The following is a 14,852-nucleotide window of genomic DNA, read 5'->3' on the forward strand; positions in this document are numbered from 1 at the left end:
CTGATATCGCGTGGCAACGAACGCGCCGCCTGCGTACCCTTCGGGCGATCCCCGTCCCCCCACCAGCCGGAGCCGCAGCCGTGCCCATGCTCGACGACGCGGAGTTCCTCGACGCCGTCGCCGACCGCCTCGCCGGGCTCCCCGCGGTCCAGGCCGCGGCCCTCGGCGGTTCCCGCGCCCAAGGGACCCACCGTCCCGACAGCGACTGGGATCTGGCGGTCTACTACCGGGGCTCCTTCGACCCCGCAGATCTCCGCGCTCTCGGCTGGGAGGGCGAGGTCTCCGAGATCGGCGGCTGGGGCGGTGGAGTCTTCAACGGGGGCGCGTGGCTGACCGTCGACGGGCGGCGAGTGGACGTCCACTACCGTGATCTCGACGTGGTCGAACACGAGTTGGCGGAGGCCGGCGAAGGCCGTTTCCGGGTGGAGCCGTTGCTGTTTCATCTCGCGGGGATTCCCAGTTACCTGGTGGTCGCGGAACTGGCGGTCAATCGGGTGCTGCGAGGTGAACTACCGCGTCCCGCCCGGTATCCGGAGAAACTGCGGAGGACGGCCCACGAGCGCTGGTACTCGACCGCCCGGGCCACGCTCGCCTACGCGGGGGCCAACCACGCGCCGTCCGGCCGTCGCACCGAGGTCGCCGGAGCCATCGCCACGGCCGCCGCGCAGACCGGGCACGCGGTGCTCGCCGCGCGCGGGGAGTGGGTGACCAACGAGAAACGACTGCTGGACCGGGCGGGGCTGCGGGAAGTGGACCGTATCGTCGCGTCATTGGGCACGGAACGCGGCCCGAACGCGTCCGCGGAGGCGGTCGCCGCGGCGGAGTCCCTTTTCCGGACGGTGTGTTCGCCGTACTCGACGGACCAATAGCGCGGTCGAATAACCCTTGGGGAAAAGGAAGTTGCCGCTGCTACGGTCACCCCTGTGGCGAAACTCAATCAGATCATCGCAGTCGAGAAGGGCGTCAAGTCCAAGGCCCACCAGGACCTGACGGCGGCTCATCACGGTTTGCAGAAGCCCGCGTTGCTGGCCGGTATCTCCCGGACGTACCAGCCCAAGGACGAGGAGGGCGAGCAGTTGCCGCCCGAGTCGACGCGGGTGCAGGTGCAGGCCGAGGACGTGCTGCGGGAGACCGCGGCCACCCTGTCACGCTTGTTCGACGTGACCGCCACGAAGGACTGGGCCAACTGTGCCGCGCGGGCGGACGTGACCGTCGACGGACGGGTGCTCGTTGCCGACGTTCCCGTGTCCTATCTGCTGTTCCTGGAAAAGCAGTTGGTCGATCTCACCACGTTCGTACGGAAGTTGCCGCTGCTCGACGCGTCCGAGTCCTGGGTGCAGGACCCGTCGACCGACGCGTGGAAGACGGAGCCCGTGCGCACCCTGCGCACCAAGAAGGTGCCGCGCAACCATGTGAAGGCGGAGGCGACCGACAAGCATCCCGCTCAGGTCGAGGTCTACTACGAGGACATTCCCGTCGGTTACTGGACGACGGTGAAGTTCTCGGGAGCCCTTCCCGCCCGTCGCGTCAATGAACTCCTCGACCGCGTCGAGAAGTTGCAGCAGGCCGTGAAGTTCGCCCGCGAGGAGGCGAACGGCTCCGACGTCGTCGACCAGCGGGTCGGTGACGCCGTGTTCGGCTACCTCTTCGGGTAGCCTTCCAGACTCCCCGGTCCTCTGTGACCGGGGTGCGCGAGGAGCGCAAAGCTGAAACTGAAGCTTGTCGTGACGGCACGGTCGGGACCCTGAATCCCGCCCGTGATCAATCTCAGACTCTCGCTCCAGACTCAGCATTCGCCGCCGATCGCCGGATCGACCGGGCCCAGGCTCCGGACGTCGAAATGCCGGTTCAAGTCCGGCCCGCACAGCTCGATGTGCGGTGGTCCAAAGGCAGGACGCGGCGACATCATGACTGACCTGGGTCCTCAAGCGTGCCGGCGTGCCGCATGGGCGGCATCACAGGGTCCGGGGGCAGGCTACGCCCCCGGATCCGCTCCTTTTCGGAGCCCGGCCCGGCGCTTTTCCGGGCCTCTCCCCGCCCCTTCCCGGCCTCTCCCGGCCGTTTCCGGCGTTGCGTTCATAAAGAAAGCCCCCCAACGGCCAACCTTCACACCCCCGAAATACCACCGGCCCGTTCCGCACGGATCCCCGAACTACCGTGGACACACAGCCTCAGTTCCGCCCCGGCCACCGTCGCCCGAAGGCACACCCCGCCCTCGCCACGACAGGAGCTCCGTGTCCCGACGTACCGCCGCACTGTCCCTTCCGCCCTGGCTCGCCCACGCCCTGCGCGCCCAGCGCGGGCCGGTTCCCTGGAGCGCGGTCACGCGGGGGGCGCTGTCCGCCGGGCCCCTTCTTCTCGTCGCCGTACTCGTCGACAGGACGTCCCTCGGCGTGCTGGCCGCGCTCGGCGCGATGCTCGCCGGGATCAACGACCGGCCCGGCAGCCGGCGGGCCTCCGTCAAGCGGCTCGGTGGGCCCGCCCTCGCGGGCGCCTCGGGGCTGCTCGTCGGGACGTACGCCGGGGAGCACGTCGGAGCCGTCGTACTGACGCTGCTCCTCACCGGGATCGGGCTGGTCGCCGGCGGGTTCAGCGCCATCGGGCCGGTCGCGTCCGGTGCCGGTACGCAGCTGCTCGTCGCCTCCGCCATCGGTGCCGGCATGCCCCTGCCCGAACCGGGCTGGCAGCGGGCCCTCGCCTTCCTCGCCGGGGCCGCCTGGCTGGTCGGGCTGCGGCTGGCGCTGCCCACGCCCGGGGCCATCGCCGGCGACTACCGCTTCGATGGCGAGCGGGACGCCGTAGCCGCCGTCTACGACGCGATCGCCGCGCTGCTCGACGCCACCGGCGGTCCGGAGGCGACGGCCCGGCGCGCCGCGCTCACCGCCGCTCTCGATCACGCGCAGGACGCCCTCGCCGGGCCCCGGCTGCGGCGGTACGCCAGCTCCGCGGCCGAACGGCGGCTGCACGGGCAGTACGCCGCCGCGCTGCCGCTCGCCGAGGCCGCGACCGCGCTCGCGTGGGGTGGGGAGGCGGTGTCGGGCCGGGCCGCGGAAGGGCCGCGTCGGCTCGCCGCCGCCGTACGCGACAACGCGCACACCGGGCCGTTGCCCGCGCCCAATCGTTCCGCGCCCGCGCTGCGCGCCCTCGACGACGCCCTGCTGCACGCCGCCGACGCCTTCGACCAGGCGGAGGGGAGCGATCTGCACACACGGAAGCGGACGGCGACCGATCTGCTGCGTACGGCATTTGGGGCCGGAGGACGCGAGTACGGACTGCGGGTCGCCCTCTGCTTCGGGGCGAGTGTCGCCGTCGCGAAGGCCCTGCACCAGGCCCGCTGGTACGGGCTGCACGAGCACTGGTACTGGCTGCCCGCCACCGCCGTCTTCCTCGTCAAGCCCGACCTCGGACCGCTCGCCTCCCGGGTGCTGTGCCGGGCGGCGGGGACCGTGCTGGGGGCGCTGCTCTTCGCCGGGTTCGCCGCCGTGCTGCCCAGGCCAGAAGGGCTCGTCGCCCTCGTGGCGCTCAGCGGGGCGCTCATTCCCGTCGCCACCAGGCACTTCGCCGCGCAGACCGCCGTCGTCACCGTCCTCGTACTCTCGCTCGTGATGGTCGGCGGCGAACCGCAGGCCTCCGCCGGAAGGATCGCGGAGACGCTGATGGCCTGTGCGATCGTGCTGATCGTCGGGCATCTGCCGATGCCGGGGAAGCGTGGTGGGGGAGTGCGGGCGCGGCTCGCGGCGGCGGGCGACGCCGCGCACGCCTATCTCGTGCACGTACTGAACGAGTCCGGCGACCGCGCCGAGCGCTGGACCCTGCGCCGCGAGGCCTACCGCACGCTCGCCGAGGCCCGCGGCGCCATCGCCGTCTCGGCCGCCGAACTCCCGGCCCTCGCCCGGCACACGGAGGGCACCGACGAGGTCGCCGCGGTCCTCGAACGGCTCGTCGACACCACGACGGCCTGCGCGGTCCACCTCGACGACACGGGTCGGCTCACGCGCCGGCACATCGAGCAACTCACCCAGTTGTTGGAGGAGTTCGAACAGGGGCGGGAACGCGTCGGACTGCGGGCGATGGAACTCCCGGTCGCCGTCTAGTCACTCCACCCGCACCCACACCGGGGCGTGATCCGATCCCGGCGCACCGCGCCGCTCCGCCGGATCCGGCCCCACCGACGGCAGCCGCAACGTTCCGTCACCCGGCAGCCCGGTACCTGCCGCCGTGACCCGGTGGACCAGGTGGTGACTGGTCAGGATGTGGTCGATCAGTTCGCGCCGCCCGGAGTTGATCCGGGAGTAGCGCTGGTCGGCGGGGATGAGCGGGGCCACGTCCCAGAGGCGGACCGCGTCGCCCCTGTCCGGCTTGTCGTACCCGGAGGTGCCGATCTCCGAGCCGGGCGGACCGAGGAGGATCTGCGTGGTGGCAGCCTGTACCTCGTCGTTCATGTCGCCGAGCACCGCCACGTCCCGGGTCTTTCCCTCGCCGGCCAGCAACTCGTCCGCCAGCGCCCGTAGCGAAGCCGCCTCGGCGGCCCGCCGGTAGAGGGCGTAGGCGCCGTAGCGGGCCCGTTCGCCCTCGTCGTGGGGGAAGAACCGGTTGCCCGGGTAGGTCAGCAGCTTCGACTTCAGATGGGCGACCGCCACGGTCAGCGGCCCGGTCGCCGTCGTGACCTCCACCGCCAGCAGACCGCGGCCCGTGGCCGACTCCTCGGCGCCCGAGTCGTCGGACTGCACCGGGCGCAACTTCGCCGGGAACGCGTTCGTGTCGGCGACCACCTGTGGAGCCGTACGGCTGAGGAAGCCGACCCGGATGCCCCGGCCGTCCGGATGCGCGGACAGGGCGATGTGCCACTCACCGCTCAGCATCCCGGTCAGGTCCTGGAGCGCTTCGGGCTCCCCGACCTCCTGGACGCCCAGCAGCACCGGGTCCAGCTCCGTGATCACCGCGGCGAGGGCCGCGAGTTTCGTCTCGTAGGCGGCCTTGTCCTTGGGGCCGAACGGGCCGCCGGGACGGTACAGGTTCTCCAGGTTCCAGGTGCCGAGGAGCATGCCGGGCTCCTTCCAGAAGCCTTGTCCTGAGCCAAGCGTGCTGGCCCGGACCGGTCCGCGACAGCACAACACCGGGATGCGCGGTTCGGCTCACGCCGCGCGAGGACGACGCCGTACGTTGGCGTGATGAGGCCCTCTCGAACCGAAGCTGCCGCCGATCTCATCATCACCCGATGCACAGTCCTTGTGCACGACGATCAAGAGCGGATCGCGTTCCGGGAGGACGCCGCGATCGTCGTACGGGACGGGCTCGTCGCGTCGGTGACGAGCGCGGCGGACGTGGCCGGCCTCGCCGCCCTCGAACGCATCGACGCGCGCGGGCAGATCGCCCTGCCGGGGCTGATCAACTGCCACACCCACGCGCCGATGGTCGCGCTGCGCGGGCTCGCCGAGGATCTGCCCACGGAGGAGTGGTTCAACGACGTCGTCTGGCCCGTCGAGTCCAACCTCACTGAAAAGGATGTCGAGTTGGGGGCGCGGCTCGCCTGCGCCGAGATGATCCGCGCCGGGGTCACCTGCTTCGCCGACCACTACTTCTCGATGGACGCGGTCGCCGCCGTGGTCACCGAGTGCGGGATCCGCGCCCACCTCGGCGAGGCCTACTTCTCCTCCCAGGGACCTCAAGGCCGGGAGAAATCCGTGGAGTTCGCGCTACGGCACCGGGGCACCGCCGACGGCCGCATCACCACCGCCCTCGCCCCGCACGCCCCTTACACGGTGACCAACGCCGACCTCGCTGCCACCGCCGAACTCGCCCTGGAACACGGCCTCCCCGTCCACCTCCACGCCGCCGAGAACCGCGACCAGACCGACACCAGCCTCGCCCGCCACGGCGTCACACCGATCGAAGTCCTCGACCGCACCGGCCTGTTGGCCACCGACCTGCTCATCGCCCACGGCACCGGCATCACCGAACGCGACCTGCCCGTCCTGGAGCGCGCGAGCGGCCGTGTCGCGGTCGCCACCGCACCCCGCGGCTACCTCAAGTTCGGCTGGCCCGACACCACTCCGATCCGCGCTCTGCGCGCCCTCGGCATCCCGGTCGGACTCGCCACGGACGGCGCCGCCTCCAACAACTCCCTCGACGTGTGGGAGTCGATGGCCCTCACCTCCCTCGTCCAGAAGTCGACCGAGGGCGACCCACGCTGGCTGACATCCCGTCAGGCGCTGCACCACGCCACCCTCCAGAGTGCCCGGGCGGTCGGACTGGGCGACTCGATCGGTTCCATCGAACCGGGCCGCCGGGCCGACATCATCCTGGTCGACCTCACCGGTCCGCACACCCAGCCCGTCCACGACCTCGCCGCCACGCTCGTGCACAGCGCCCGTTCCGCCGACGTCCGCACCACGATCGTCGACGGCCGCGTCCTGATGCGCGACCGCGAGCTGCTGACCCTCGATGTGCCCGCCGTCGTAAGGGAGTTGGGGGTCCGGCTGCCCGCCCTCGTCGACCGGAGTCACGGGCGGCGCATCCAGGAGTACGACACCTGAGCCGCGCCCCGGCCGCCTCTAGGCTGTCCTCATGGATCTCGCGGACGGCCTTCTCGACCACCCGTACGACGTGTACCGGCGCCTGCGCGACAGCGCCCCCGTGCACCGCATCGCCGGCCCCGACGGCACCCCCGCCTGGCTCGTCACCCGGTACGAGGACGTCCGGGCGGCGCTGGCCGACCCTCGGCTCTCGCTCGACAAGAGGCATGCCACGGCCGGGACCTACAAGGGGTTCGCGCTGCCGCCCGCGCTCGACGCGAACCTCCTCAACATGGACCCGCCGGACCACACCCGCATCCGCCGCTTGGTAGGTCGTGCCTTCACCCCACGCCGAACCGAGCAGCTCCACGCGCCCGTTCGGCGCACCGCAGACCAACTCCTCGACGCACTGGGCGAGAACGGCGACACGGACCTCATCGCCTCCTACGCGGCGCCGCTGCCCATCACCGTCATCTGCGATCTGCTCGGCGTGCCCGACCGGCACCGCAGGGACTTCCGGGTGTGGACCGACACCCTGGTCGCGCCCGCCCCGGGGACACCGCCCGAGGCCGGCAAGCATGCCGTTGTCGCGATGCTCGGCTTCTTCACCCAACTCCTCGCCGACAAACGGGAGGAGCCCGGCGACGACCTGCTCTCCGACCTGATCGCCGTGCGCGACGAGGGCGACCGGCTCAGCGAGGACGAGCTGATGTCGCTGGCCTTCCTCATCCTCTTCGCCGGGTACGAGAACACGGTCCAGCTCATCGGGAACGCCGTGCTCGCTCTGCTGCAACACCCGGAGCAGCTGGCCTCGTTGCGCAAGGATCCCAGCCAACTTCCCGCCGCCGTGGAGGAGTTCCTGCGCTACGAAGGGCCCGCGCTGCTCGCCATCCGGCGCTTCCCCGTCGAGGACGTCACCATCGGCGGGGTCACCATCCCGGCAGGCGAGACGGTCTGGGTGTCCCCGTCCGCCGCGAACCGCGACCCCGACCGCTTCCCCGCCCCGGACCGGCTCGACCTCGCCCGCGACACCACCGGGCATCTCGCGCTGGGCCACGGCATCCACTACTGCCTGGGCGCACCGCTCGCCCGCGCCGAGACCGAGATCGCCCTCGCGGCACTGCTGGAGCGCTTCCCCCGGCTGGAGTTGGGGGAGGGCGAGGTGCGGTGGCGGCCCTCGCTGCGCGCGCGGGGACTGCTCACGCTCCCGGTATCGTACGGGAAGCACTCGGCCTGAAATTCTTTTCGCGGCAGCGATGAGTTCCGGTGCGCGCCCCGGTCCACCCCTCAACGGACCGTTGTCACAGGAGGGCCCATGTCGCTTCCGGAGATCGTCTCGCGTGCGCAGTGGCGCGCGGCGCGCGAGGAACTGCTCGGCAAGGAGAAGGCGGCCACGCGCGCGCGGGACGCGCTCAACGCCCAGCGGCGCGGGCTGCCCATGGTCGAGATCGACAAGGAGTATCTGTTCGAGGGCGGTGACGGGAAGGCCACCCTGCACGACCTCTTCGAGGGGCGCGGCCAACTCGTCGTCTACCACTTCATGTTCGCGCCCGAGTGGGACGCGGGCTGCCGCAGCTGCTCGGCGTTCCTCGACCAGATCGGGCATCTCGCTCATCTGAAGGCGCGGGGTACGACGTTCGCCGCCGTGTCGAGGGCGCCGTACACGAAGATCCTGCCGTTCAAGGCGCGGATGGGGTGGACGGTGCCCTGGTACTCGTCCTTCGGCGGGGAGTTCAACTGGGACTTCGACGTGACGCTCGTCGGGGACGGGGAGCCTGTCGAGCGGCCGGGTGTCAGCTGCTTCCTGCGGGACCGCGACCGGGTGTTCCACACCTACTCGACCTACGAGCGCGGGCTCGACGGGCTCGGCTCGACCACCTCCTTCCTGGACCTGACCGCGCTGGGGCGGCAGGAGGAGTGGGAGGAGCCGAAGGGGCGCGCGTCGGCACTCGGGGCGCCTGCGGGCAGTGAGGGCATCCGCTATCACGACGAATACGAGGACTGAGACGGGTACCTGCGCGGAAACCTGTTCCGAAACCTGTGCCGAAGATGTGTGGCCAGGTGTCGACTATGTCTCAGTACCGTCACTTCGCGAGCCGTTCACCGTACTGTCGGCGTTTAACTCTACGAGGCTTCACGAAGCTCTCCGAGTTCGGCACGACAGGGAGGTACAGGGTGAACGGGCGAACGGTGCTTCAGCGTTTTCCCGCCGGCGGGCCGCGTGGTTCCTGGCCGGCGGAGGAGTTCGCGCAGGCACGCCGTCTGGAAGGGCTGCCCGCCGAGGTCGTCATGGACATCGCGAGCGACATGTTCCTGGTGATCGTGCGCAGCGCCGACACCGTGGACGTGGCCGCCTGACCCGTCAGCCCGCCTTCGGGGCGGGCACCTTCGCCGTGAACTGGTCCGCCTGGAGCGCGTACAGCTCCGCGTAGACACCGCCGCTGAGCAGGAGTTCGTCGGGCGTCCCGGACTCCACCAGCCGCCCCTGGTCGAGGACGTGCACCAGATCCGCGTGGCGTACGGACGCCAGCCGGTGGGTGATCAGGACCACCGTCTGGCCGGTGCCGGCCAGCGCGCGGATCTTCTCGAAGACCTCCAGCTCGGCGCGGGCGTCGAGGGCCGCGGTCGGCTCGTCCACGATCAGGATGCGGCCCTTGCGGTAGGCGGCCCGGGCGATGCCGAGCCGCTGCCACTGGCCGCCCGACAGCTCGTGCCCGCCGCTGAAGTTGCGGGCCAGCAGGGTGTCCAGGCCGCGCGGCAGATCCGCGACCACGTCCTCGGCACCGGCCTCGGCGAGCGCGCCCGCCAGCCGCTCCTCGGTGAGCGGCGCGGCGGACCGCCCGACGGCCACATTGACGCGGGCCGTGAACGGCCAGCGCTTGAAGTTCTGCGCCACCATCGCGATCCGGTCGGCCAGTTGGTGCCGGTCGGCCGTCGCCGCGTCGACGCCGTCCCACAGGATCCGGCCCCGGTCCGGCCGGTACAGTCCGGCCAGCAGCTTGACCAGGGTCGTCTTGCCGGAGCCGTTCTCGCCGACCAGCGCGATGATCCGGCCGAGCGGCAGCCTGAGCGTGACGTCGTCGAGCGCGGGATGGGTGGACTCGCCCGGGTAACTGAACGTGACGTTCTCGAAGCGGATCTCCCGCGGCTCCTCCGGCAGCGCCGCCCCGCCGACCGGAATCGCCCGCTCGGCCGCCTCCTTGTACAGCTTCTCCAGATCGCCCACGAACAGGGCCTCCTCGTGCAGCTGGTTCACCGCCAGCACCAGCGTGTCGAGGCTCCCGGAACCGGTGCGGATGGCGATCACCGCCGTACCCGCCACTGACAGGGCCATCGCCCCGGACAGCAGCAGCCCGCCCAGCGTCGCGTACGTCGCCGCCGTCGCGAGGCCCGTCCAGGTCGCCGCGATCAGCCCGGTACGGGCCGCGAGCCGGGCCAGCCGCGCCTGCTCCGCCTCCGCGCTCTCCGACATCGAGTGGAAGTGGCGCAGCAGGAACGGGCCGACCCCGTGGACGCGGATCTCCGGCGCCGCCTCCGGTTCGGTGAGCAGACCGCTGATGAGATGGCCGGCGCGGGCGTGCTGCACCCAGATGTGGAACGACTCGTAGCGGCGGCGCGCGTTCGTCAGGGCGCCCCACGCGCTCGGCAGCGTCATCGTCACCAGCAGCGGCAGCAGCGCCGGATGCAGCACGGTCAGCACACCGGCCGCCGCGATCAGCGAGATCACCGCGTTCATCACCCGCGTCGCCAGCGAGATCATGCGGCGCGCCGAGGAGGCGCCGTACTGCGCGGTGTCCAGCAGCTTGTGGAACGCGTGGTCCTCGATCGCGGCCAGCTCCACGGCCGCCGCCCGCTCCAGATACAGCTCGGTGGCGACCCGCTCCACCTTCGGCTCCAGCCGCCCGGTCGCATACGTCGACGCGGCCCGCAGCAGCGCGCCCACCAGCAGGACGGCGGCCATCGTGACCAGCGCGGGCACAGCGCCGTGCAGCCGGTCCGCGATCGGGCCGCCGGTGATCAGCCGCCCCAGCACGCTGTTGACCGCGAGCAGACTCACCGCCTGCGTGACACCCCGGCCCGCTTCGGCGGCCAGCACGATCCGCGCGGCCCGGTGATCGGCCTGCCAGGCCAGCCGGAAACTCGACCCCAGCATCGCCGGCAACCGCGTCACCATGGCCCGGAAGCTCAGCTCCAGGAACGCGTCGGTGTGCTGGTTCCACCCCATGTCGTACCGCAAGGGCCCACCGAACAGCAGCTGCTCCGACGCGGACGGCCCCGCCTGCCCCGAGTCACCCTTGCTTCCCACCGTCGACCTCCCCCGATAGCGGACGAACGGCCACTATCGCGGGGGTGGGGCGGTGCGGGGGAGAGCGCGAGGGAAAGGGGGTGCGGACGCGCGGGCGTGCGCCCCGTCAGGGGTGCGGGGCTGTGTCGATATGCGGCTCCGCCGCGTGGGCGCGACCAGCCCCCACCGGCCCGCAGACGAAAGACCGCCCAACCTGCGGAGCGCTACGCGCTGATGGGCCGAGACCAGGAAGGCGTAGCCCCCGTAACCCGGCACACAGCCAGGTACAACGGAATCGGCGGCGTGTACGGCAGCTTCCCGTCAGGCCGGTGAATCAGCCCGGGCGCGCGAGGCGCGTCCGGAACCAGCGCCCCGGCCGTGTACCGCGCAGGCGCCGGCCAGTCCAGCGCGTAGTCGGAGTCGGACGGCACGATCCACCACCAGTGCGCCTCGTCGGCGTAGACACAGCCGACGCGCGGCAGCCGGGGCAGGACCAGCGGTCCGAAACGGGCGGGCACCGCGACCGCGTCGCAGCCGAGCGGAGCGGTCATGCCCTCGGGGACGGGCAGTCGCCGGGGCGTGCCGGGTCCGTGCAGCGCGCGTCCCAGACGGACCAGCGTGTCGAGACTGAGTACCTGGCCGGGACCGGAGGCGCCGCTCAGACCCATTCGACCCCCGACCCGAAGTCCCCGAACCCGCTGGAATCGCCGGGCGCACCCGGGTTCACGAGCCCACCGGCATCCCCGGTACCCACGGTGTCCGGGAGGTCGCCGGCGTCCAGGTGGCCCCGGCCTCTGGAGGATCCTGTTTCCTCCCGGCCCGGCTCCCCGAAGTGTCCGGCGACCTCCCGGCTCCGGTGTCCGGAGCCGGTCCCGATGCCGGGACCCACCCCGTTTCCGTGTTCCCGGCCCCCGAAGCCGCCGAGATCCAGGCCTCCGAACTCGCCGGCACCCCCATGCCCGCGGGGGGCATCCCCATGCCCCCGTGCCGGATATACGCCCAGATTCTCGAAGGCCCCGAAGTGTGCCGTCGCCTCGTCCTCGTCGCCCGAACCGCCCGACGGCACCGGTTTGGGTCGTGCGCCCCATCCCAGGTCGTTGCGCGGTACGGAAGCGTCGTGGCCGGGGGCCGGGTGGTGGCCGTGGGACGGGTCGGCCTGCCGGGGCAGGTCGGCCCAGACGAGCAGGCCGGGTCCGTGTTCCTGAGCGCCCCAGGCCCGGCACAGCCCGTCGATGAGAAGCAATCCCCTCCCGTGCTCCTCATCGGGCCGCTGCGGGGACGGATACGACTCCCCAGGAGCGCAACCCTCGTCACGGACGGCTATCCGCACCAGGTCGTCGCCGTCGTGCAGCTCGCAGACTATGTGGCTGCTCGCGGTGTGCACGATGGCGTTGGTGACCAGCTCGGAGACGACCAGAACCGCCGTGTCGCAGGTGTCCTCGCACACGGACCAGCCGGACAGCCGGGCCCGCGTCAGGCGTCTCGCCTGGGCAGGGGAAGCCGGATGGGCGGCCAGCTCGAACCGGAACCGGCGCTCGGCAGCGGCCCCACCTGGGGCGGCTCCCGTGGCGGCACCGAGACCGAGGCGGCCTGCGGCGGCGTCTGTTCCTAAGGGCGCGGACGGAATCACGCTTGCCACTATCGCCCCGCCGTGAACACTTGGCAAGTGTCACTATGAAAAATGCAGAGTGCCGTATGACGCTCTGCACGGGCGTGGCACACTGCTCGCAACAGAACGTTGCGCGGCGCCAGTTGGAATCTCCGGAGGTCTCTCCCGATCTTCGAATGAGTCTTCGAATGGCGCCGCAGGGCTGTCAGGATTCAGCCACCGGGCTCATTCGCCGTACGGGACTCAACGGGACTCATTGGGGGAGGTGGAGCGTGAGCGAGCCGCGGTCCGCACCGACGGTCGGCCAGGTCGTCCTCGGTCGGCGCCTGCTGGACCTGCGGGAACGCGCCGGGCTCAAGCGCGAGGAGGCCGCCAAGGTCCTGCGCGTCGCGCCCGCCACGGTCCGCCGTATGGAGATGGCCGAGGTCTCCCTCAAGATCCCGTACCTCCAGTTCCTCCTGAAGACCTACGGCGTCTCGGACGAGGAGGCCGAGGCCTTCGTCCGGCTGGCCGAGGAGGCCAACAAGCCCGGCTGGTGGCAGCGCTTCCACGACATCCTGCCCGGCTGGTTCTCGATGCACGTCAGCCTGGAGGGTGCCGCCGCGCTCATCCGGTCGTACGAACCGCACTTCGTGCCCGGGCTGCTGCAGACCGAGGAGTACGCGCGCGGTGTGCTGCTGTCGGGCGCCATCGGCCAGACCGAGCCCGACGAGATCGAGCGCCATGTCGCGCTGCGCATGCAGCGCCAGGACCTGCTGACGCGTCCCGACGCGCCCCGCTTCTGGGTCGTCATGGACGAGACCGCCCTGCGCCGCCCGGTCGGCGGCCCGGAGGTGATGCGTGCCCAGATCGACAAACTGCTCGACGCCACGAAGCTGCCCAACGTGACCCTCCAGGTCGCCCCGTTCTCCTCGGGGCCGCACCCGGGCACGTACGGGCCCTTCGTGCTGTTCCGATTTGCCATGCCGGAACTGCCGGACATGGTCTACAGCGAGTACCTGACCGGCGCCGTCTATCTGGACGCGCGCGAAGAGGTGGCGACCCATCTCGAGGTCATGGACCGCATGGCGGCGCAGGCCGCTACGGCACATCGCACGAAGGAGATCCTCAGGGATCTCCGCAAGGAGCTGTGAATGGATCGCATCAAGCCGCGTATGAGCGTCTACAACGGTATGCCCGCGCGGGACTTGGGAAGCGAAGGCTGGCACAAGCCGTGGAGCGGCGGCAACGGCGGCAACTGCCTGGAGGCGATGAAGCTCGCCGACGGCCGGATCGCCGTCCGCCAGTCCACCGACCCGGACGGGCCGGCACTGATCTACACCACCGACGAGATGACGGCCTTCATCGAGGGGGCGAAAGCGGGCGAGGCGGATTTCCTGCTCTCATGACCCGGCCCCTGACCCAACTGTGCTGAATGCTTTTTCCTTAATGAACCTGCTCATTTTGCTATCAGTCACCATTGGTTCTGATCGAATCCGTTGATTCCGAAGGGATGGGATGCGCCCCATCGCTGTCCGCGCCCAGGCTCCCGAGCAGGCGCAGCCCGTCCTCGGCGGGGCTGCCGGGAGCCGCGGACAGCACCAGCAGTTCCATGCTCGACTCGTCCGGCAGCGCGAAGTTCTCCTGGTGCAGTTCCAGCAGTCCGACCAGCGGGTGCCGGTACACCTTGCGCCCATGGGTGCGGGCGCGCACGTCCGCACGGGCCCAGAGGCGGCGGAAACGCTCGCTGCCCATCGCCAACTCGCCGATGAGTGAGGCCAGTCCGGGGTCCTCGGGGTATTTCCCGGCGGCCAGGCGCAGATGCCCGACCACGTCGAGGGTGCACTGCTCCCACTCCGCGTAGAGGCCGCGCTCGGCCTCCTCCAGGAAGATGTGCCGTGCGGTGTTCAGGCCCGGCAGCGGCCGGCCCAGGAGAAGCCCGGCGAGACGGTTCCCGGCGAGCACGTCCAGACGGTGGTCCATGATCAGCGCGGGTGCCCCGGCGACCAGGTCGAGGACGCGCAGCAGCTCCGGCCGGACCCGTCCGCCCGGTGTCCTCGCGCGCCGTCGGCGTTGCCGGGCGAGCCGGTGGAGGTGCCCGCGCTCGGTCCCGTCGAGGCCGAGCACGCGGGCGAGCGCGTCGAGGATCTGCCCGGAGGGCTGGGTCGCACGGCCCTGCTCCAGGCGTACGTAGTAGTCCACGCTGACTCCGGACAGGTGGGCGACCTCTTCGCGGCGCAGCCCCTCGACCCGGCGACGGCTGTCGGTGGGGATACCGACGGCCGCCGGGTCGACCCGGGCACGCCGGGTCCGCAGAAAGCCCGCGAGATCGTCCATGCCCCCACCGTCCATGCACCCGAGTATCGCCTCGGGCAAGGCACTTGAAGGTGGCCCTGCCGATACCAGGAAGTCCCGTCCGACGGAAGAGCCGCCCCTGTCGCGACGCGACCCCGGCGGCCGAGCA

General features: G+C 71.2%; 13 protein-coding genes and 1 pseudogene. 9 read left to right on the forward strand and 5 right to left on the reverse strand.

Features of this window, described 5'->3' with window-relative positions; translation table 11 throughout:
- Window positions 1-80: 80 nt before the first annotated feature.
- The 3 genes from ACQHII_RS35650 to ACQHII_RS35660 all read left to right on the forward strand — a co-directional run bounded on the left by ACQHII_RS35650 (window position 81) and on the right by ACQHII_RS35660 (window position 4,094).
- Window positions 81-869 (forward strand): nucleotidyltransferase domain-containing protein, encoded by a 789-nt coding sequence (locus tag ACQHII_RS35650; protein ID WP_427923126.1) that lies wholly within the window; start codon window positions 81-83, stop codon window positions 867-869.
- A gap of 54 nt (window positions 870-923) precedes the next feature.
- Window positions 924-1,655, forward strand: coding sequence for a hypothetical protein (locus tag ACQHII_RS35655; protein ID WP_200690936.1), 732 nt, complete (start codon window positions 924-926; stop codon window positions 1,653-1,655).
- 579 nt (window positions 1,656-2,234) lie between these two features.
- Window positions 2,235-4,094 carry an FUSC family protein gene (locus ACQHII_RS35660; RefSeq protein ID WP_427923127.1) on the forward strand — a complete coding sequence of 620 codons (1,860 nt, stop codon included), beginning with the start codon at window positions 2,235-2,237 and terminating at the stop codon, window positions 4,092-4,094.
- Here ACQHII_RS35660 and ACQHII_RS35665 read toward each other — a convergent pair whose 3' ends face one another.
- Window positions 4,095-5,045, reverse strand: a complete 951-nt coding sequence (locus ACQHII_RS35665) for an endonuclease/exonuclease/phosphatase family protein (protein WP_427923128.1) — start codon at window positions 5,043-5,045, stop codon at window positions 4,095-4,097.
- Between the two features lie 126 nt (window positions 5,046-5,171).
- On the opposite strand from ACQHII_RS35665, the gene ACQHII_RS35670 reads away from it, so the two are divergent.
- From ACQHII_RS35670 to ACQHII_RS35685, 4 genes are all read left to right on the forward strand, one after another.
- On the forward strand, window positions 5,172-6,536 hold the full coding sequence (locus ACQHII_RS35670) for an amidohydrolase (RefSeq protein WP_427923129.1): 1,365 nt from the start codon (window positions 5,172-5,174) through the stop codon (window positions 6,534-6,536).
- 31 nt (window positions 6,537-6,567) lie between these two features.
- Window positions 6,568-7,752, forward strand: coding sequence for a cytochrome P450 family protein (locus ACQHII_RS35675; RefSeq protein WP_427923130.1), 1,185 nt, complete (start codon window positions 6,568-6,570; stop codon window positions 7,750-7,752).
- A 78-nt stretch (window positions 7,753-7,830) separates the two neighbouring features.
- Window positions 7,831-8,520 (forward strand): DUF899 domain-containing protein, encoded by a 690-nt coding sequence (locus ACQHII_RS35680; protein WP_427923131.1) that lies wholly within the window; start codon window positions 7,831-7,833, stop codon window positions 8,518-8,520.
- Window positions 8,521-8,690: 170 nt separating this feature from the next.
- Complete coding sequence (locus ACQHII_RS35685; RefSeq protein ID WP_381242286.1) at window positions 8,691-8,873, forward strand: hypothetical protein; 183 nt, start codon at window positions 8,691-8,693, stop codon at window positions 8,871-8,873.
- Window positions 8,874-8,877: 4 nt separating this feature from the next.
- Here ACQHII_RS35685 and ACQHII_RS35690 read toward each other — a convergent pair whose 3' ends face one another.
- From ACQHII_RS35690 to ACQHII_RS35700, 3 genes and pseudogenes are all read right to left on the reverse strand, one after another.
- Window positions 8,878-10,821 (reverse strand): ABC transporter ATP-binding protein, encoded by a 1,944-nt coding sequence (locus tag ACQHII_RS35690; RefSeq protein ID WP_427923132.1) that lies wholly within the window; start codon window positions 10,819-10,821, stop codon window positions 8,878-8,880.
- A 203-nt stretch (window positions 10,822-11,024) separates the two neighbouring features.
- Complete coding sequence (locus ACQHII_RS35695) at window positions 11,025-11,468, reverse strand: hypothetical protein (RefSeq protein WP_399120625.1); 444 nt, start codon at window positions 11,466-11,468, stop codon at window positions 11,025-11,027.
- Window positions 11,469-11,830: 362 nt separating this feature from the next.
- Window positions 11,831-12,439 (reverse strand): annotated as a pseudogene (locus ACQHII_RS35700) (ATP-binding protein); the annotation flags it as partial.
- A 242-nt stretch (window positions 12,440-12,681) separates the two neighbouring features.
- On the opposite strand from ACQHII_RS35700, the gene ACQHII_RS35705 reads away from it, so the two are divergent.
- Together ACQHII_RS35705 and ACQHII_RS35710 are read left to right on the forward strand one after the other, a co-directional pair.
- A complete protein-coding gene (locus tag ACQHII_RS35705) occupies window positions 12,682-13,542 on the forward strand; it encodes a helix-turn-helix domain-containing protein (RefSeq protein WP_427923133.1) in 861 nt (286 codons plus the stop codon).
- Window positions 13,543-13,797, forward strand: coding sequence for a DUF397 domain-containing protein (locus ACQHII_RS35710; protein ID WP_019060458.1), 255 nt, complete (start codon window positions 13,543-13,545; stop codon window positions 13,795-13,797). It abuts the gene before it with no gap.
- A 61-nt stretch (window positions 13,798-13,858) separates the two neighbouring features.
- Here ACQHII_RS35710 and ACQHII_RS35715 read toward each other — a convergent pair whose 3' ends face one another.
- Window positions 13,859-14,725 carry a helix-turn-helix transcriptional regulator gene (locus ACQHII_RS35715; RefSeq protein ID WP_427923134.1) on the reverse strand — a complete coding sequence of 289 codons (867 nt, stop codon included), beginning with the start codon at window positions 14,723-14,725 and terminating at the stop codon, window positions 13,859-13,861.
- Between the last annotated feature and the right edge of the window lie 127 nt (window positions 14,726-14,852).

The organism is Streptomyces sp. cg40 (assembly GCF_050320165.1).
In the GTDB taxonomy this organism is placed as follows: domain Bacteria; phylum Actinomycetota; class Actinomycetes; order Streptomycetales; family Streptomycetaceae; genus Streptomyces; species Streptomyces hokutonensis.

What these genes read in the sequence shown, in the direction of transcription:
- ACQHII_RS35665 (WP_427923128.1), bottom strand. Translation starts at nt 5,045, where the DNA reads ATGCTCCTCGGCACCTGGAACCTGGAGAACCTGTACCGTCCCGGCGGC.
- ACQHII_RS35670 (WP_427923129.1), top strand. Translation starts at nt 5,172, where the DNA reads ATGAGGCCCTCTCGAACCGAAGCTGCCGCCGATCTCATCATCACCCGA.
- ACQHII_RS35675 (WP_427923130.1), top strand. Translation starts at nt 6,568, where the DNA reads ATGGATCTCGCGGACGGCCTTCTCGACCACCCGTACGACGTGTACCGG.
- ACQHII_RS35680 (WP_427923131.1), top strand. Translation starts at nt 7,831, where the DNA reads ATGTCGCTTCCGGAGATCGTCTCGCGTGCGCAGTGGCGCGCGGCGCGC.
- ACQHII_RS35695 (WP_399120625.1), bottom strand. Translation starts at nt 11,468, where the DNA reads ATGGGTCTGAGCGGCGCCTCCGGTCCCGGCCAGGTACTCAGTCTCGAC.
- ACQHII_RS35710 (WP_019060458.1), top strand. Translation starts at nt 13,543, where the DNA reads ATGGATCGCATCAAGCCGCGTATGAGCGTCTACAACGGTATGCCCGCG.
- ACQHII_RS35715 (WP_427923134.1), bottom strand. Translation starts at nt 14,725, where the DNA reads ATGGACGATCTCGCGGGCTTTCTGCGGACCCGGCGTGCCCGGGTCGAC.